This is a genomic window from Streptomyces silvae, from assembly GCF_016745505.1.
GTDB lineage: Bacteria > Actinomycetota > Actinomycetes > Streptomycetales > Streptomycetaceae > Streptomyces > Streptomyces silvae.
Genome location: NZ_JAERUC010000183.1, coordinates 1 through 18,518, shown reverse-complemented (window position 1 = coordinate 18,518; position 18,518 = coordinate 1). Strand labels below are relative to the sequence as shown.

Here is an 18,518-nt window from a genome sequence, read left to right as displayed (position 1 = left end):
GTCAGATGGCGCCGTGGGCGCGCAGGGCCTCGATCCGGGCGGGTGAGTGGCCCAGCTCGGCCAGGATCCGTTCGGTGTGCTCGCCGACGGCGGGGACCGCGCCCATGCGCGGCGCGGTGCCGACCAGGTCGACGGGCGGCAGCAGGGCCGTCATCGTCGCCCCACCGGGCACGGGCACCTCCCGCCAGCGGTCACGGCCCGCCAGCACGGGGTGCTCCAGGAACTGCTTCACGTCGTTGACGGGGGCGTTGGCGATGCCGATGGTGTCGAGCAGCCTCATCACCTCGCCGCTGTCCGACGCGGCGATCCTCCCGGCCAGGAGCGCGTCGACCTCCTCGCGGTGGCGCACCCGGGCGGACCCGGTGGCGTAGCGGGGGTCGGTGGTCAGGCCCGGGTCGCCGAGGAACTCCTCGCAGAGGGCGGCCCATTCGCGTTCGTTCTGCACGGAGAGCAGGACGTCCTTGCCGTCGGCCGCCGTGTAGGTGCCGTACGGGGCGATGGTGGCGTGCCGGGTGCCGACGCGCGGCGGCTGCGTCCCGCTGTACGCCGTGTAGTACGCGGGCTGGCTCATCCATTCGGCCAGCGCCTCGAACAGCGAGACCTCCACGGCCCGTACGGAACCGCGCGTCGCCCGGGTGAACAGCGCGGTGAGGATGCCGCTGTAGGCGTACATGCCGGCGGCGATGTCGGCGACCGACACCCCGACCCGCGCGGCCTCCTCGGCGCTGCCGGTCAGGGAGACCAGGCCGGTCTGACACTGCACCAGCAGGTCGTACGCCTTGCGGTCCGACCAGGGCCCGCTCGATCCGTAGCCGGTGACGGAACACGGGATCAGCGACGGGAACCGCTGAGCCAGGTCCTCGGCGCCCAGGCCCATGCGGGCGGCGGCGCCGGGGGCCAGGTTCTGCACGAACACGTCGGCCCCCGCCAGGAGTTCCTCCAGGACGGCCCGGCCCTCCTCCGACTTCAGGTCCAGGGTCAGCGATTCCTTGGAGCGGTTCAGCCACACGAAGTAGCTGGACTGGCCGTGCACCGTGGTGTCGTACGCCCGGGCGAAGTCCCCGTCGCCGGGGCGTTCCACCTTGATGACCCGTGCTCCGAGGTCGGCGAGCTGGCGGGTGGCGAAGGGGGCGGCGACCGCCTGCTCGATGCTCACGACCGTGATGCCGGACAGCGGCAGGTCATCGGCGGGCGCGGCGTTCTCTGGCATGCGTTGTCCTCCGGAGGTGTCGGTTGCCCGAGCGGGAGTATCATCATGTGCACTCATGTGAAGCCAAGGGAAATAACAATCCGTGATGCTGCCATGCGGGCCGCGGATGCCGGAAGAGGGACTCACCATGGACGTCAAGCAGCTCAAGGCACTCATCACGGTCGCCGAGGTGGGCAGCGTGACGCGCGCCGCCGAGCTGCTCCACCTGGTGCAGCCCGCCGTCACCCGGCAGATCCGCACGCTGGAGGAGGAGCTCGGCGTCGCCCTCTTCCGGCGTACGCGCCAGGGCATGCGGCCCACCGAGGCCGGCGAGATCATGATCGACCGGGCGCGCCGGGCCCTGAGCGAGCTGGAGCGGGCGCGCGCCGAGGTGCAGCCCAGCCCGGGTGAGGTGACGGGCATCGTCACGGTCGGGCTGCTGGAGAGCACGAGCGATCTGCTCGCGGAGCCGCTGGTGTCGGCGGTCGGCGCGGCCCATCCGGGTGTGGAACTGCGGCTGATGACGGGGTACTCAGGCCATCTCCAGCGGTGGCTCGACGACGGCGACCTGGATCTCACCCTGCTGTACAACCTGGACAGCTCCCCGTCCCTGAACGCCCGCCCCCTGGTGCGCGAGCGCCTGTGGGCGGTGGCCCCCGCGGCGGCCGGGCTGCGGGCGGACCTTCCGGTGGCCTTCGCCGACGTGGCGGCCCACCCCCTGGTGATGCCCGCCGCGGGTCATGCCCTGCGCACCCTGATCGACGCGGCGGCGGCCCGGTCCGGGAGCCCGATGGACATCGCCGTACAGACCAACGCCATGCGCGTGCAGAAGCAGCTGGTGCTGGCCGGGCACGGCTGGACCGTGCTGCCCGGGGTCGGCATCGCGGAGGACGTCGCGGACGGCACGCTGAGCGCCGCACCGCTCTGCGAACCCGACGTATGGCGGTCGATCGTCCTCGGCACCCCTCGGTACCGGCGGGTCCCGCCCGCCGTCGAGGTCGTCGCCCGGGAGCTGGTCCTCCGGGTGGAGGCAGCCGTGGCACAGGGGCGGTGGCCCTCGGCGCAGTTGCACACCTCCGGGGAACAGGGCAGCGGCGCCTGACGGGCTCGGGCGGTTGTACACGTCCGGGGAACAGGACACCCGCGCCTGACGGCCTCGCCCCGGGACGCGCTCGGGGTGGCGGGCCGTCGTCATGCGGTCGAGTCATGCACGCATCACGGATTTCTATTGTTCTTCCGGCTGGATCAGCGCTCATGATGTGGGGCACGTGAGCCGCCGAGCACCTGGAGTCGCCGCGCCGAAGGGCCGCCCGAGCCGCCGCGTCTTCCGGGCGACGAGAGCAACGGAGCTTCCCATGCCGCAGAGCCGCACCCCCGCACCTCCCACCCCCGACCGCTCCCGCGTCACCGCGAACGTCGTACGCGGCTGTCTGGGCAACCTCGTCGAGTGGTACGACTGGTTCGCCTACGCCACGTTCAGCATCTACTTCGCGTCGGTGTTCTTCCCCGAGGGCGACCGCACGGCCCAGCTGCTCTCCACGGCGGTCGTCTTCGCCGTCGGTTTCTTCATGCGCCCCCTCGGCGGCTGGCTGCTCGGCGCGTACGCGGACCGGTTCGGCCGGCGCCGCGCGCTGACCCTGTCGGTCACCCTGATGAGTGCCGGTTCCCTGACCATCGCGCTCGCCCCCGGCCACGACGTCATCGGTCTCTGGGCCCCCGCCCTGCTGGTCCTGGCGCGGCTGGCCCAGGGCCTGTCCGTGGGCGGGGAGTTCGGGTCCAGCGCCTCCTACCTCTCCGAGGTCGCTCCGGCGGGACGGCGCGGTTTCTACTCCAGCTTCCAGTACGTCTCGATCGTGATGGGCCAGCTCGCCGCGCTGCTCGTGGCGATCGTCCTGCAGAACCTGCTCACCGAGGAGCAGCTGCACGGCTGGGGCTGGCGCGTCCCCTTCGTGATCGGCGCCGCGGCCGGCCTGGTCGTGATGTACCTGCGCCGCAGCATGGAGGAGTCCGAGCACTTCGAGAAGGAGCGGCAGCGCACCGTGGAGGGCGGGTCCGGCGCCGGGAGTCCCGAACGCAAGGGCCTCGTCGCGCTGTTCGCCGAGTACCCGCGCCAGCTCCTCGCGGTCTTCGGCCTCGCCATCGGCGGCACCGTCGCCTTCTACACGTACACCACGTACCTCCAGAAGTACCTGGTGAACACCGCCGGCATTGCCAAGCCGACGGTCACCCTGATCGGCTTCGCCGCGCTGTTCGTCTACATGCTGATGCAGCCCGCCGTCGGCGCCCTGTCCGACCGCATAGGCCGCCGCCCGGTCATGTTCGTTTTCTCCGGCGGCTGCATGCTGCTGACCGTGCCGCTCATGACGCTCCTCGGCCGCACCAGCAGCCCCTGGATCGCCTTCCTCCTCATGACCGTGGCGCTGACCTTCGTCACCGGCTACTCCGCGCTGGCCGCGATCATCAAGGCCGAGATGTTCCCCACCAAGGTCCGCGCGCTCGGCGTGGGGCTGCCGCACGCCCTGGTCACCGCCACCTTCGGCGGGCTGACCGAGCCCATCGCGCTCGCCCTGAAGGACGGCGGCCGCGAGACGCTCTTCTTCTGGTACGTCACCGGATGCGTCGGCCTGACGTTCCTGGCCACCCTGTTCGTACGGGAACCCTCCCGCACCTCCCATCTCGACGACGCCCCGGAGGCACCCGCCGCCGCCCCGCAGCCGTCGAGTGCCTCCCCGCTCGCCTGAGACACGAGGTCCGATCCCATGCAGCCCGCGCCCCTCAGTTCGTACGTCGAGACCTGGCACCCCGAACCCGTCACCGCCCACGACCCGATGGACCCCGGCCCGGCCGCCGCCGTGTCCGCCCTCCTGGACCTGCCCGGACCGGCGGCGGAGGCCGGCGACCCCCTGCCGCCGCTGTGGCAGTGGTTCCACTTCCTGCACTGGCCCGCCCAGCACGAGCTCGGACCCGACGGCCATCTGCGCGACGCGCGCTTCCTGCCGCCCCTCCCCGACCGCCAGCGCATGTTCGCCGGTGGACGCAGCCGGATCGTGCACCCGCTGCGCCTGGGCGAACCGGCCGAACGCGTCAGCAGCCTGGGCGCGGTGACGCCGAAGCACGGACGCAGCGGGGAGCTGCTCTTCGTGACCGAGCGCCAGGAGTTCCGTCAGGCGGGCCGCACCTGCCTGGTGGAGGAGCAGGACATCGTCTACCGGTCCGGCCGCAGCGGCGGCGGGCAGCATCCGGCCACCGTCGACGACCGCACGGTCCCGGCCGCCGGGGAGCCCTGGCAGCTCCGCGCCCGGCCGGACCCGACGCTGCTGTTCCGGCTGAGTGCGCTCACCGCCAACGCCCACCGCATCCACTACGACGCCCCGTACTGCCGTGACACGGAGGGCTATCCGGGGCTCGTCGTCCACGGTCCGCTGCTCGCCCTCCTCATGCTGGACGTGGTCCGGCGCGAGGCCCCCGGCCGCCGGGTGAGCACGCTCTCCTTCAGGCTGCGGCGCCCGGCGTTCGCGGGGGAGCACCTCCTCGCCGAGGGCGGTCCCACGGACACGGGCGCGCTGCTGCGCACCGCCACCCACCGCGACACCCGTCACGCCACCGCCGAGGTGACCTTCGCATGACCACGCCCGCCACGCTTCGCATGAGCACGCCCCCGATGATCGCGGCCGCCCGCACCCTGCTCTTCGTACCGGGAGACCGACCCGACCGCTTCGACAAGGCCGCGGGCTCCGGCGCCGACCTCGTCGTCGTCGACCTGGAGGACGCGGTCGCCCCGGAGCACAAGGACCGGGCCCGCCGGGCCGCCGCCGAGTGGCCCGGGATCGGCCACCGGTGCGTCGTACGCGTCAACGCGCCCGGCACACCATGGTTCGAGGCGGATCTGCGCATGGCGGCCGGGCTCGGCTGCCCGGTGATGGTGCCGAAGGCCGAGGACCCGGCGGCCCTCGCCGAGGTCGCCGCCCGCTGCACGCCGATCCCCCTCATCGAGACGGCACTCGGCGCCGAACGGGCGTACGAAGTGTGCTCCGTGCCGGGAGTCGTCCGCGCCGCGTTCGGCAACGTGGATCTCGCGGCGCAACTCGGCGTCGCCCCCGACTACACCCTCGCCCTTGCGTACGCGCGCTCCCGCCTCGTCCTGGCGTCGGCGGCGGCGGGGATCAGCGCGCCGGTGGACGGCGTCACGACGGCCGTCCGGGACACCGATGCACTGACGGCGGACACGGCGCACGCCCGCCGGCTCGGCTTCACCGGAAAGCTCTGCGTCCACCCCGCGCAGATCGCCCCGGTCGCTGCGGGCTTCGCCCCGACGGAGGGCGAACTGCGGTGGGCGCGGGCGGTCCTGGGCGCCGGCGAAACGGTCACGACCGTCGACGGGCACATGGTCGACAAGCCGGTCCTGGACCGCGCCCGGGGGATCCTGGCGCGGGCCCCGGAGGGAGCACGACCGCACGACGATTGACATGTGCAGGACCATTCACGATGCTGGGGGAGCGCTCTTTTCATCGATGTACAAGCTGGTTCTCGTCCCGTCGGTGTACGGCGTCGGTCCGTCGACCGGCACATCGGAGGGACGGCCGCCTTGCCCCTCCCCCGGTGCCGCTCCGGCGCCGGGCCCGACCCGTGGAGCGGGATGATGACGTTCTCTCGTCGCTTTGCCGGTGCCGCCGCCTTCGTTCTCTCCCTCATGCTCGCCGCCGCGATGTCGCTCTCCTCGGCCGAGCCCGCGCGGGCGGAGCAGACCGGTCTCCGCGCGGCCGATCCCAGCGTGCTGCGGGTCGGGAGCACGTACGTCTCGGTGGAGTCGACCGGGGGCGGAATCGCCGTACGGCAGGCTTCGTCGACGGCGGCCCTGGCCTCGGCCCCCGCGCGTCAGGTCTGGTCGGACACCGGCGGCCTCGGCGAGATCTGGGCCCCGGAGATCGTGCGGGACGGCGGCCGGTACTACATCTACTTCTCGGCCGGGCGGGGCGCCGCCCACCGGATGTACGTCATCGATTCCGCCGCACCCGACAGCGGGTACTCCGCCGGGACGAAGCTCGCGCTGGCCGACGACAAGTGGGCCATCGACGGCACCCTGTTCACGTTCGGCGGGCAGCGCTGGTTCGTCTGGTCCGGCTGGGAGGGCGACACCAACGTCGAGCAGAACCTCTACATCAGCAGGATGAGCAGCCCGACCACGCCCACCGGAGGCCGGTACGTCATCTCGCAGCCACGGGAGAGCTGGGAGCGGGTGGTCGGCAACCCGTTCATCAACGAGGCACCCGAGGCGATCAAGGACCCGAACGGCCAGCTGCACGTCACGTACTCCGCCAACGGCAGCTGGAGCGACCGGTACTGCCTGGCCGACCTGCGGCTCCGGGCCGGCGGCGACCCCACGTACGTATGGGACTGGTACAAGTCGAACGGCTGTCTCTTCGGCTCCGACCGCGGGACGATGATGCCCGGCTGGGACCCGACCCTGTATGTCGACGGGCCCGGCCACCACAGCTTCGTCCTGCTCGACGGCGACATCGCGACGAGCCCGCCGGCCGGTCCGCGGTTCCCCCTGATGTTCCACGCGGTCGCGAAGGGGACGCCGTACTCGTGGGAGAACCGGCACTGGTACACGGGGACGTTCAGCTGGTGGGGCGACATCACCTACAGCCGCGCCAACGTCCCGGGCGACCCCACCAACACCGGCTGGAGCCTCAAGTTCTTCGAGTGAGGGGAACGCGGGGTGCGCGGGCGGGTGCGTTGCGGTGGGTACGGAAAAGACGTGGCCGCACAGGCGAGTTCGGGCTACGCTCCCGCCGATGACTACTCGATGTGTCCGCAGATTGGGGGTCCCGTCCGCGCAAGGTGAGTGCTGATGCTCACCACGACCGCGTTCGAGGATTCCCGCCTCTCCCTCTGGCTGCGCGTGCGGGAGATCGCCGTGCCGCCCCTCATGATCGAGTCCGCGACCGCCCGGCGCATTGCCGGCGACTGGGCGGGTGCGTGCGCCGCCGCCGGATTCGACACCGACCTCGATCTCCGTACCGCCGGCCGTGTCCACGGCCGCGAGCTGGCCGCCCGCGTCCGGGCGGACCTGCGGCTGCTCGCGCCCGACCTGTTGCGGTGGCACATGCCGAGGACCGCACCCGACGGCCTCCTCCGGCCCGGCACGTCCGTCACGCTCACCCGGTACGACGAACCCGGACGGACGCGCCCGGTGCACCTCGTCGCACGCACCGCTCCCGCGTGGGCGGATGCGGGACAGCGGATCAGCCTCGCCCTGTGGGACGGCTCCGCCTCCGCGGGGCCGGATGGCTACCGGGCCCCCGACCGGCGTTTCCGTCTGGATCTGCACCGCCATCTGTGGGACGCGAGCCGCAGCGGTGAACTGCGGTGGCGTTCCGGCGCGGAGGGGGACACCACCGGACCCGCACCGGGGTGGGCCGCGTGCCTGCCGGGCGCCGGGCGGTTCGCACCCGGCCGGTGGGCGGCCGAGACTGCGCTGCTGCTGACGGCGGAGGGGCGTGCCGGAGGCGGCCGTGCCGTGGTACGCCTCGGCGCCCGGCGCCGTCTCCTCCTGGACGTGCGCACCTCCACTACCTCCGGTGGGGGCCATCCGCCCGATGTGCTGTCCGCAGAGGTCTCACGGGCGGGCGCCTGCGCGGGACTTCCGGTCCTGCCCGACGCCGCCACGTGGGTCCTGCCCGACCTGGAACTGCTGCGTGGCGGGTGGATCACGCCCGGCCGGCTGCACCCCCTGGTCGCGGCGGCCCTGACGCCGGGGGCGCCACGGCCCCCGGACGGCGGCGCCGGTGCCCGTACCGGTCCGCGCTCGGACAGTGGCGTCGACCCGGCCCCGGACGTGGGCGGCCCCGCCGTGCCGCGCGTCGTGGACTGCCGGGGGGCCCGGCACCGGATCGGCCTGGTCGACGGGGAGTTGGTCCCCCTGGACCACCCTCCCGCCGAGATCCGGCGGGAGGAGCTGCTCGCCGCGCTCACCGGCACACCCCTCCCCTGCCTCCAGGTCATCGACGTGGCGCACCGTCGGCCGGACTGGCTCACCGAGGTCCGTGACCGGCTGGCCCACGGGGACACGGCAGGTGCGCTGGCCCGGGTCGAGGGCGTGCTCGGCGCCGAGGCGCGGCTCCGGGACGGCGAGCTGCGCGACGTACTCCTCGATGCGGCCCGACGGCGGGTCAGGCACGGTCTGTTCAGGGCGGGCCTGGCCCTGCCCGCCCCTGGGCGGGAGCCGTCCGCACGGACAGCGTCCTGGCCCGCGACCCACCGCTCCCGGCCTCGGCCGGCGGCCTTCCGCTGATCTGCGGCGGCGGATCCGCAGGGGCCGTCCGTCCCTTCCGTACCCTCACGCGCCCGGGCCCCCGGCGCCGACCGCTCTCGCTCACCGCTTCCGGCGCTTTCGACAACTGCCGCCGACGACCGCTTTCCTGACCGCCGCTTTCGACGACTTCACAGGTGATGCCTCATGACCACGTACGCCTCCCTCGCCTCCTCTCCTCCGCCCCCTGCCGCGCCTTCCGCCCCCGCTTCCCGGCTCGACGTGTCCGCCGCGCTGCTCGATCTGCTGCGGGACACGACCACCGCACCGCGCCCGGATCCGCAGTTGGAGGCGCTGACCCTGGCCGTGGCGGCCGATCTGCCGGTCCTGCTGTGGGGTGAGCCCGGCATCGGCAAGACGGCCGCGCTCACCCAGCTCGCCGCCACCCTGGAGCTGCCGCTGACCACGGTGATCGCCAGCGTGCACGAGCCGTCGGACTTCTCCGGCCTGCCCGTCATCGGCGACGACCCTGCGGAGAACGGCGTCCCGATGGCACCGCCGGACTGGGCGGTACAGCTGGTACGGGCGGGCCGTGGGCTGTTGTTCCTCGACGAACTCTCCACCGCGCCACCGGCCGTGCAGGCGGCGCTGCTGCGCCTGGTGCTCGAACGCCGGGTCGGCGCCCTGCGTCTGCCGCCGGGTGTACGGATCGTGGCGGCCGCCAATCCCCGTTCGTCCGCCGCCGACGGCTGGGAGCTGAGCCCGCCGCTCGCCAACCGGTTCGTCCATCTGCAGTGGGTCCACGATGCCGATGTCGTGGTGCGCGGCCTCGGAGGGGTCTGGCCCAGGGCCGCCCTGCCGGTGCTCGACGGCGGCCGGCTGCCCGAGGCCGTGGCGTACGCCCGGCGCGCGGTGTGCGGGCTGCTGGGCGCCCGGCCCGCCCTGGTGCACCGGCTGCCGTCGAGCGAGGCCGGGCGCGGCGGGGCGTGGCCGTCACCGCGCAGCTGGGACATGGCGCTGCGCCTGACCGCCTTCGCGGCGGCCGCCGATGCGTCGCGCGACGTCCTGTCCATGCTGGTCAGGGGGACGGTGGGGGACGGGCCTGGGCTGGAGTACCTGGCGTACCTCGACCGGATGGACCTGCCCGATCCGGAGGATCTGCTGGCCGACCCCGCGGGTGCGGAGCTGCCGGAGCGCGGCGATCTGCGCCAGGCGACGCTCGACGCGGTGGTCGCCGCGGTCCGCTCACGCCCCGAGAGGGGCCGGTGGGATGCCGCCTGGGCTCTGCTGGCGAGGGCGGCGGAGACCGGCGCTCCGGATCTGCTGGTCGTACCGGCGACGACGCTGGCCACGCTGCGTCGCGACGACTGGGAGGTGCCGGATTCGATCGAGGGACTCGCCGGGGCGGTGTCCGTATCGCGGCGGGCCGGCCTGGCGGAGGTGCGGTCGCTCGGCGTGACGGGGGCGGGCCGATGAAGGCGCCCGTCCCCGGCCGGCCGCTGTACCCCCGTGCCGTCCGGGCCGTACACAGCCCACGTCCTTCGCCGGACACTCCGGAACGCGTGCTGGACACCGGCAAGCTCTTCGCGGCCCGTCTCCAGGCGGCGCGTGTACGCCCGTACCTGGCGACGGCACTGTTCGCTCTGCACCCCGTGGAGTCCCGCACCGTGCCGACGATGGCCGTCGATCCGTACTGGCGGTGCTACGTCTCCCCCGCCTTCGTGGACCGTACGCCCGTGGAGGAGCTGGCCGGGGTCTGGGTGCACGAGGTGTCGCACCTGCTGCGCGACCACCACGGGCGCAGTGACCGCTATGCGCGCCGGCACGGGCTGACCGGACCGGCGGAGCGGCTGCGGATGAACATCGCGGCCGACTGCGAGATCAACGACGACATATTCGGCGAGGGCCTGACGGGGCCCGAGGGAGCCGTCCGCCCGGGGTCCCTGGGGCTGGAGGACGGCGAGCTGATGGAGGACTACCTCCGGCAGTTCCGCCTCGGGCCGCACACCGCGCATCTGGCGTGGCTGGAGTGCGGCAGCGGCGCGGACGGGCTCCCCCGCCCGTGGGACCTGGGCCCGGACGGGGCGCACGGGCTCAGCACGCAGGAACGGGACGCGGTCCGCTTCCGCGTGGCGCGCGGCATCGCGGGCCGTCCGGGGAGCGCGCCCGCCGGATGGCGGCGGTGGGCGGAGGAGGCGTTCCATCCACCGCAGCCCTGGCGGGAGTTGCTCGGGGCGGCCGTACGGGCGGCGGCGTCCGCGCCGGGCACCGGCGAGGACTACGTGTACGGCAGGCCGACGCGCCGTTCGGCGGCCGTCCCCGGCGCCGTGCTGCCGAGCCTGCGGCGCAGGCCGACGCGGGTGGTCGTGGTGATCGACACCTCGGGCTCGGTCAGCGACGCCGAGCTGGGCAGTGCGCTGCTGGAGGTGGCGGCGATCTCACGGGCCGTGGGTGGCCGCCGCGACCTCGTCGGCGTACTGCCGTGCGACGCGGCGGCCGGGCGGGTCCGGCCCCTGTGCGGCGGCACGGAGGGCGTCGAGCTGCTGGGCGGCGGCGGAACGGATCTGCGTACGGGCTTCTCACGCGCCCTGGAGTCCAGGCCCCGCCCGGACGTCGTGGTGATGCTGACGGACGGCCAGACCCCGTGGCCGTCCCGGCGCCCGCCGTGCCGGACGGTGGTGGGCCTGTTCGGCCGCCACCACCGGCGTTCGTCCTACGGCGAGTCCGACCCCGAGTACACCCCCGACGGGCCGCCCGCATGGGCGCGGGTGGTGACCATCGGCTAGCGGGGGCGGGGACACCCCGGCGGGAAGGGCTGCTCAGAAGCCGAGGTCGCTGAGGCCGGGGTGGTCGTCGGGGCGGCGGCCGAGCGGCCAGAAGTACGCGCGCTCGGACTCGGCGATCGGGAGGGTGTTGATGGACGCGTGGCGCGTACGCATCAGCCCGTGTTCGTCGAACTCCCAGTTCTCGTTGCCGTAGGAGCGGTACCAGTTACCGGCGTCGTCGTGGTGCTCGTAGGCGAATCGCACGGCGATGCGGTTGCCGTCGTGGGCCCACAGCTCCTTGATCAGCCGGTAGTCGAGTTCGGTGTTCCACTTGCGGGTCAGCAGCGCGACGATCTCGTCCCGGCCCGTGGCGAACTCCGTCCGGTTACGCCAGCGGGAGTCCTGCGTGTAGGCGAGCGACACACGCTGCGGGTCCCTCGTGTTCCAGCCGTCCTCGGCCGCCCGGACCTTGGCGAGGGCGGTCTCCCGGGTGAACGGCGGCACCGGCGGGCGGGTCTGGTCGGCCATGTCTCCTCGACTCCTTCGAACTCCGGTCCCACCGCACACCGGTGAGGTGCGGGAACGTCAGCGGGAACGTCAGCGAGAACGGCCGTTCTCACCGCTCGCTTGCTAACGTAGAGAACGTTGGTTCTCCACGCAAGCGGCGGCGACAGGACGAAGAGGCGCAGAGCGCAGATGACGGATCGGGAAGAAGCGGCGCGGGAGCAGGTGCTCGACGCGGCGCGGGAACGGGTGCTCGACGCCGCCCAGGAGCTTTTCTACGGCCGGGGTGTCCAGGCGGTCGGGATGGATGCGGTGCGCAGCGCGTCCGGGGTCTCGCTCAAGCGCCTCTACCAGCTGTTCCCGTCCAAGGACGCGCTCGTGCTGGAGTTCCTGCGGCAGCGGGATGTGCGGTGGCGGCTGCGCCTCGCCGATCACGTCGAGGCGCAGCCGACGCCCGACGAGCGGATCACCGCGGTGTTCGACTGGCTGCACGGGTGGTTCTCCGAGCCCGGCTACCGGGGCTGCGCCTTCATCAACACCTTCGGCGAGATGGGCGCGGTCTCATCCGAAGTCGCCGCGGAGGCCCAGCACCACAAGAAGGCCTTCCACGACTACCTCGCCCGGCTCGTGACAGCCGCCGGGCGGCCCGACGCACTGGCAGGCCAGCTCGCGCTTCTCGCCGAGGGAGCGATGGTCACGGCGGCGATCTCCGGCACTCCCGAGCCCGCGCGCCAGGCCCGGGACGCCGCACGGCTGCTGATGCAGGCACATCCCGGCACCGGCCAGCCGTAACCGGCCCCGATCGCGTCTGCGCACGACGAGGGAGCAGCCCACACCGGAGAGCTGTCGTAGCGACCGGGAATGCAGGCGTACGCCGTACGGGGGCGGTGGGCCGACTCGGTCAGAGGGACGGAGTACGGAAATAGTGCCCCTTGCCGAGATCGTCGAGGAGCCCCGGCTGCGTCGGCTGCCATCCCGTCAGCTCGCGGGTCAGCGCGCTGGAGGCCGGCTGGTCCGACGAGAGCACCATGGTCAGCCAGCCGAAGTGTCCGGCCGCCTCCTCCGGCGGCACGGAGACCACCGGCACATCCAGATGGCGGCCGATGACCTCGGCGATGTCGCGCAGGGCCACCCCCTCGTCGGCGACGGCGTGCAGCGTCGATCCGGCGGGCGCGTCCTCCAGTGCGACGCGGAACATGCGCGCGGAGTCCAGGCGGTGGACGGCGGGCCAGCGGTTGCTCCCGTCACCGTAGTAGCCCGCCCCACCCTTGTCACGAGCGGTCCGGACCAGGGTCGCGATGAAGCCCTCGTCCCCTTCACCGTGGTTGGTGCGGGGCAGGCGCACGACGGACGAGCGGACACCGCGGGAGGCGAGCGAGAGCGTGTACTCGGCGGTGGCCATCCGGGCCGCCGGGCCGGCGAGCGCCGGGTTATCAGCGGCACCGGGGGCGATCTCGTGGCCGTCTCGTTCGGTGGCCGCCCGCCCGGGCTGCGCGGGGGTCCCCGAGGCGAGGACGAACGGCTTGTCCGAACCGGCCAGCACCTCTCCCATCGCCTCGACGGCGCGACGGTCCGCGTCGGCGGCGCCCTTGAAATCCCCTCCCTCGAAAGCGAGTTCATGATTGAACGCGAGATGGATCACGCCGTCCGCCGAGGCGGACGCGCTGCGCAGGACGCCGAGGTCGTCGAGGCTGCCACGGACCACCGTGACGCCGGCCTGGGCCAGGGCGTCGGCGGAGGCATCCGAACGGGCGAGCCCGACGACCTCGTGCCCTGCTCCGATGAGGTCGGGAACGACGGCCGATCCGATCCAGCCGGACGCGCCGGTGACGAAAACACGCATGTGAAACGACCTCCTTGTGCCGCCGGGCGGCACGAGTGCATCAATGTCAGTTACTGACATCAGGATAACAGGCGATGACAGTGCCTGCCATCAGGCGCGACGCGATGGAACAGGTCACGGCGAGCCGGACGCCGAGACCGAGGGGTGCAGGGGGTGGCGGGTGCGGGGACGGTGGGCACCGCCCGGGGCCGGTGGCGGGTGTAGGGCCGGCGGGCACCACCCGGGGCCGGTGGCGGGTGCGGACCGATGGGCCCCCGCCGGACCCATCGGCCGCCGGGCCGCCGGTGCGCCAGTGCGAACGATGCAGACAGGGCCGCGCGTCAGGAGCGCAGGAGCGCAGCCATGGCCCTCCGTGCCGCACGGCCTTCCGGGATCGGCAGGAGCGGATAGACGTGCACCATGCCCTGGGCTTCGTGGAAATCGACCTCGACGCCGGCCGCACGGGCCCTGCTCACCAGCAGGCGGACATCGGGATAGGTGATGTCGACGGTGCCACTGAACACCGCGAGCGGGCCGAGGCCCGCGAGATCCGCGAGCAGGGGGCTGACGCGCGGGTCCTCCAGGGGCAGGTCTGCCCGCCACAGGTCGATGGCTCCCCGGATCCCCGGCCGCGCCAGCCAGGGGTCCCGCGGCTCCACGGCGTCGATCTCCGGGTTGTCGAGGCGGAGATCGACGGCGGGCGAGATCAGAACGGTGCGGCGCAGCGCAATACCTTCCTCGCGCAGCAACAGCCCGGCGGAGAGGGCGATCTGTCCGCCCGCCGAGTCCCCGATCACCGACACCTGCCCGGCACCGTGTTCGGCGACAAGGCCGCGCAGGAGCCCGGCCGCCCTGGGGACGACCGTGGCGGCTGTCCCATGTGGCGCCAGGGGATATATGGGGACGACGATCCGGATCCCCGCCGTCGAGGCGAGAAGAGCGATGAGCCTCCAGTGGTGGCTCGTGATCTCGTTGATCCAGGCGCCGCCGTGCAGATAGAGGGCGTGGCCCTTCGGCCGGCCCCCCTTGCCCACCACGTCGTAGACCGGCCAGCCGTGGTCGTCGCGCACGCTGATCCGCACGTCGCGCGGCAGACGCCGCGGGGGGCCGTACTGCTTGGGGCGCAGGCGGTCTTCGAGCACCTGGTCGAGGGTTGCCTGCCGGTTCGCATAGCGCCGTTTACGCCCCTGGGCCGCGAGCACCGGAGGCACCAGACGGCTCGCGAGACTGACCACGGACATCTCCTCGGATCGGAGCGGACGGCAGGACCCCGCGCCGACCGTGCGGGATCGTCGGGGCGGACCAGGAGCGTTGCACGGAAGACCGATCGGCGATACCCAACTCGCCCATATCGAGATGGAGTTGCCGCTACGCCGACGGGACGGCCCCGCCGACGGATGCTGCGCGCCCGGCCCGCGAACGAGCCTTACGCGTCGGCAGTATCCAGGTGGGCGAGGGTGGTGATAATGCGGTCGGCGATGTCCTCCGGCCAGGGGAAGGCACGCGTCACGGCCCTCTGGTGGGCGAGTCCGTGCAGACCAAGCCAGAGAGCGACCGCGTCGGCGGAGGGATCGGTACTGGTGGACTGCCCGGCAGCGACACAGTCCCCGAGGGCGTCGACGAGGATCTGCATCGTCTCCATGCCCAGCGTGGCCAGATCCTGCGTGGTCAGGGAGCTTTCACCGAGGTCCGGGACCCAGAGCCCGCCGAACATCGTGCGGTAGCGCTCGGGGTGGAGACGGGCGAACTCGAGGTAGGCGTCGCACACCGCGTACAGGCGCCGGCGGGGGCCGTCGCCGGTCTCGTCCAGTATGGAGCGAAGGCTGTTCTCCAGTCCGGTGAACTCCTGGCGCACGACGGCGAGCATGATGGCCGGCTGGTCGGGGAAGTGCGGGTAGATCGACGGCGCGGCGATCCCGACCTTACGGGCGACCGACCGCAGGGTGATGGCGCGCTCATCGCCTGCCTCGTCGAGCAGTTCCACCGCGGCGGCGACGATGTCGTCGCGAAGACGGCCTCCCTCACCGCGGCGGTTGCGCGCGCGTGCCGGGGCGGGTGGGGCCGAGGCGGCTTTTCCAGTGCGTTCCATGCCGTCACCTTACACAGTGAAGTTTATCGTGGCAGCCCCTTGCGCACGGCGACTAACGCTTGTAGCTTTACACATGTAAGTACACGGCGTGAAGCGTTTGGGGGGTCGTCATGACCAGCAAGGTCATCTGCACTTTTGTCAGCGAGATGCCTCTGATTGGCGAGGTGATCGTTCCGAAGAGCTTGGGCCTGGCGCCGAGGGCGCACGCCAGGGGCTCCGGCCGGTGGGCCTCGGGGGCTGTGGTCGTCCGGAGCGTGCCCGCCGTACCCACCTGCGGCTCCCTCGCCGGATCCGCTGTCGGCTCCGCTGTCTCTGCCTCCGCCGCTTCCCGCAGCACGTCCGCGAGCCCGTCCGTGGCCACCACCATGCTCACCGGCGCCGAGCTGTTGAGGCACAGGGCGTGGCCCTGGGGGATCCGGCCGAGCAGGTCGGCGACCGGGAGCAGTTCGAACCCCACCTGCCCGACGGCCTGAAGATGGCGGGAGGAGGTGTAGACGGGAACCACGGCTGTGCCGCCCGGCGCGGCCGCGCTGACCGGCTCCCCGTCCGCCGTGACCAGCACCGCGACCTCAGCCCCTGCCAGGGCGGCGGTGACGTCGTCCGCCGGGCCGTATCCGGTGGTGGCGAGCTGGACGGCGCGGTCCACGTCGTCGGTCGGCTCGGGCCACCCCATCGCCTCGGGTGACGGCCTGTAGTCCTCGTCGTCCTCCCACTCGACGATCTGGCCCTCGGCGTCGGAGCGCCACTGACCGACCACGGCCCACGTCGGCGGCTGCCCGTCCCCCTGCCAGGCGGGGTCGGCCAGATGGAGCCGGTGATCGGGTGCCAGCCTGGCGGCCTGGACGAACTCCTCCGGCGACGCGAGGACTTCGGGGTTGGCGGAGGCGTCCGCGCCGGGCTCACTCATCTGGTCCTCGCTTGCTGGGGCTGCCTGGGTCGGTGCTGGGACGCCCGGCGGCGGGCGCCGGCGTGGGCTGTGGGACGGGAGTGTGAGCGGGAGCGGTCCAGCGGGGGTGCAGGACCAGGCCGGAGCGGAGGGTGTCGGCAGTTCGGTGAGCCCGAAGTCCCGTACAGCGACCGGCGGTCCGTCCACGCCGGCCTGGAGGGTGTTCAGGACTGGGCCAGCTCAGCCGCGAGCGCCCCGGCGACGGCGTCCAGCCGCCGGCCTGCCCGCTGTACTTGCTGTGGCACCAGGCTACGACGACTGCGCCCACACCTGGCTGCGGGACCTGGCCACCGAAACCGTCCAGGCGCTGTTCGCGCCACGAAAGGCCTGATCATCGTCCGGTCGACCCAGCCGGAGGCGGCGACGCGCACCCTCACCCGGCCTCAGGAAAGAGAACGCCCCCGTTCCCGAGAGGCGGTCGAGTGCGACTCGGGAACGGGGACGTCGGTCCGCCGGAACGGATCCTCAGACGATCCAGCGGTCGCCGTAACCGCACATGGCGATTTCGAGCCGGGCGTCGTTGCCCGCGGCCGCGCCACCGGTCGGACGCAGGCACAGGTCGTTGCTGACGGCGTTACGGATCCAGTTGGTCCCGTCCCCGCGGGGGTCGAGCCACCAGAGCTGGTTGTCGCCGGCCGCGTTGCAGTGGAACTCGCCTACCTTCGTACCCACCGCCTTCGCCGTGTAGTAGGGCAGGTCCAGGCAGAACCCGTCCTTGCTGTTGCGGATCAGGAAGAGGGGGGCATTCTGCGGCCCACCGTCCTTGTCAACGATGTCCAGGTTCCACAGCTGGTTGTCGGCGGTCGTGCCGTTGCACGGGTACTGATTGACACGCTCGTTGATCTTGCCCTTGCCGAAGCCCCCGATGTCCACGCACTGGCCGGTCGCCGCGTTCTTGAGCACGGTGTTCTGCACGCCGGAGCGTCCGTTGGCCCACTGGCGGAGCTTCTCGGCCGCGGTCAACTCCTTGACCGCGGCCTTCTTCTCGACCTTGGGCTTCTTCTCGGACGCGCTCGGCGACGGGGCGGTGGTCTGCTTCTGGACCACCGGCGCGGGCGGCGGCTCCTCCTCCTTCTTCTTCTTGCTCGGCGTGGCGGAGGGAACCGGGGACGCGCTGGTGTAGGTGTCCGGAACGGCGGAGCGTTCGGTGTCCAGGACCGTACCGGCCGCGTTCTCCGTCCGGGGTTGTTCCGGCTTACGGTCGTCCTGTCCCGCCAAGAGGAACGGGACCGCGATCAGTACTGCGCCGACGATCGCCGCCGCCGCCAGCATCGGCTTCTTGGGGCGACTGCCGGGCGGTTCGTCGCCCGCGTGCGAACCGCTCGCGCCCGCGCCGCCGCTGCCGGCCGCTGATGCCGCCATGGCGGCGTCCGGGGGCGTGCCCGTGGTGCTGACGGCCGCCGGGGGCGAGGGAGGCGCGGAGCCCGCCGCCTCGGAGGACGCCACGGCTGCGGAACCCCCCGAAGTGGCAGCGGAGTTGAGCGAGGGCGCATCCGGTTCGGACGTGCCATCGGCCGACGGATCCGGGGCGCCGATGCCTCTCAGCGTGCCGGTGGCCTCGTCGGCGTTCGTACGCTCCGATGTCTTCTTCCGGGCCTCCGTGTTCTCCGGGGCGGTGGTCTCCGGCTCCGTGCTCTCCGGGGCCGTGCTCTCCGGGGCCGCGTTCTCCGGGCCCTTCTCCGGCTGCTTGCTCGCCGGGATCTGCTCGGGGGCAGCCGTGTCCGGGGTGGCCGCCGCCGATGACGCGTTCGGGCGGCCACGCTGTGCGCCGCCCGGTGCGAGGGCGCCGCCGGGGTCGCCGGCGGCTCCTCGCATCGTCACCGCCCGGCGGACCGACACGGGTGAACTCCCGGATGTCCCGGAGTCGCCCGCGCCGGCGGATGTGCCCGGCCTCGGTGATATGCGATGGGAAGGATCATGCTCACGTGCCATGCAATTTCCTTACTCA

The 18,518-nt window shown here is 72.7% G+C and carries 15 protein-coding genes and 1 pseudogene; 9 read left to right on the top strand and 7 right to left on the bottom strand.

Going from position 1 to position 18,518, the window contains the following annotated elements:
• Position 1: 1 nt before the first annotated feature.
• Positions 2-1,210, bottom strand: coding sequence for a CaiB/BaiF CoA transferase family protein (locus tag JKV81_RS29015; protein WP_202078589.1), 1,209 nt, complete (start codon positions 1,208-1,210; stop codon positions 2-4).
• A gap of 127 nt (positions 1,211-1,337) precedes the next feature.
• On the opposite strand from JKV81_RS29015, the gene JKV81_RS29010 reads away from it, so the two are divergent.
• The 8 genes from JKV81_RS29010 to JKV81_RS28975 all read left to right on the top strand — a co-directional run bounded on the left by JKV81_RS29010 (position 1,338) and on the right by JKV81_RS28975 (position 11,230).
• Positions 1,338-2,291, top strand: a complete 954-nt coding sequence (locus JKV81_RS29010; RefSeq protein ID WP_202078587.1) for a LysR family transcriptional regulator — start codon at positions 1,338-1,340, stop codon at positions 2,289-2,291.
• Between the two features lie 253 nt (positions 2,292-2,544).
• The gene (locus tag JKV81_RS29005) at positions 2,545-3,930 is read left to right on the top strand and encodes an MFS transporter (protein WP_129266012.1); all 1,386 of its coding nucleotides are present in this window, start codon (positions 2,545-2,547) and stop codon (positions 3,928-3,930) included.
• Between the two features lie 18 nt (positions 3,931-3,948).
• Entirely contained in the window at positions 3,949-4,815 is an 867-nt protein-coding gene (locus tag JKV81_RS29000; RefSeq protein ID WP_202078586.1) for an HTD2 family dehydratase, read from the top strand.
• A gap of 20 nt (positions 4,816-4,835) precedes the next feature.
• Positions 4,836-5,654: an HpcH/HpaI aldolase/citrate lyase family protein gene (locus JKV81_RS28995; protein WP_236058055.1), complete on the top strand. Its 819-nt coding sequence runs from the start codon at positions 4,836-4,838 to the stop codon at positions 5,652-5,654.
• A 174-nt stretch (positions 5,655-5,828) separates the two neighbouring features.
• Positions 5,829-6,899: a glycoside hydrolase family 43 protein gene (locus tag JKV81_RS28990; protein ID WP_202078584.1), complete on the top strand. Its 1,071-nt coding sequence runs from the start codon at positions 5,829-5,831 to the stop codon at positions 6,897-6,899.
• A 144-nt stretch (positions 6,900-7,043) separates the two neighbouring features.
• A complete protein-coding gene (locus tag JKV81_RS28985; RefSeq protein WP_202078582.1) occupies positions 7,044-8,486 on the top strand; it encodes a hypothetical protein in 1,443 nt (480 codons plus the stop codon).
• A gap of 165 nt (positions 8,487-8,651) precedes the next feature.
• Positions 8,652-9,920, top strand: coding sequence for an AAA family ATPase (locus tag JKV81_RS28980; protein WP_202078580.1), 1,269 nt, complete (start codon positions 8,652-8,654; stop codon positions 9,918-9,920).
• Positions 9,917-11,230: a vWA domain-containing protein gene (locus JKV81_RS28975; protein WP_236058054.1), complete on the top strand. Its 1,314-nt coding sequence runs from the start codon at positions 9,917-9,919 to the stop codon at positions 11,228-11,230. The genes JKV81_RS28980 and JKV81_RS28975 overlap by 4 nt, the downstream gene beginning before the upstream one ends.
• Positions 11,231-11,263: 33 nt before the next feature.
• On the opposite strand, the gene JKV81_RS28970 is transcribed toward JKV81_RS28975, so the two are convergent.
• Positions 11,264-11,737: a nuclear transport factor 2 family protein gene (locus JKV81_RS28970; RefSeq protein WP_202078576.1), complete on the bottom strand. Its 474-nt coding sequence runs from the start codon at positions 11,735-11,737 to the stop codon at positions 11,264-11,266.
• 168 nt (positions 11,738-11,905) lie between these two features.
• Here JKV81_RS28970 and JKV81_RS28965 point away from each other — a divergent pair, with 168 nt between their 5' ends.
• Positions 11,906-12,505: a TetR/AcrR family transcriptional regulator gene (locus tag JKV81_RS28965; RefSeq protein ID WP_202078574.1), complete on the top strand. Its 600-nt coding sequence runs from the start codon at positions 11,906-11,908 to the stop codon at positions 12,503-12,505.
• Between the two features lie 109 nt (positions 12,506-12,614).
• Here the strand turns inward: JKV81_RS28965 and JKV81_RS28960 are convergent, their stop codons facing one another.
• From JKV81_RS28960 to JKV81_RS28935, 5 genes and pseudogenes are all read right to left on the bottom strand, one after another.
• Positions 12,615-13,556 carry an SDR family oxidoreductase gene (locus JKV81_RS28960; RefSeq protein WP_202078572.1) on the bottom strand — a complete coding sequence of 314 codons (942 nt, stop codon included), beginning with the start codon at positions 13,554-13,556 and terminating at the stop codon, positions 12,615-12,617.
• Positions 13,557-13,876: 320 nt separating this feature from the next.
• A complete protein-coding gene (locus JKV81_RS28955) occupies positions 13,877-14,770 on the bottom strand; it encodes an alpha/beta hydrolase fold domain-containing protein (protein ID WP_307820620.1) in 894 nt (297 codons plus the stop codon).
• 191 nt (positions 14,771-14,961) lie between these two features.
• A complete protein-coding gene (locus tag JKV81_RS28950; protein ID WP_202078568.1) occupies positions 14,962-15,624 on the bottom strand; it encodes a TetR/AcrR family transcriptional regulator in 663 nt (220 codons plus the stop codon).
• 298 nt (positions 15,625-15,922) lie between these two features.
• Positions 15,923-16,531 (bottom strand): annotated as a pseudogene (locus JKV81_RS28945) (type VII secretion system-associated protein); the annotation flags it as partial.
• A gap of 504 nt (positions 16,532-17,035) precedes the next feature.
• The gene (locus JKV81_RS28935; protein ID WP_202078563.1) at positions 17,036-18,409 is read right to left on the bottom strand and encodes an RICIN domain-containing protein; all 1,374 of its coding nucleotides are present in this window, start codon (positions 18,407-18,409) and stop codon (positions 17,036-17,038) included.
• Positions 18,410-18,518: the final 109 nt, after the last annotated feature.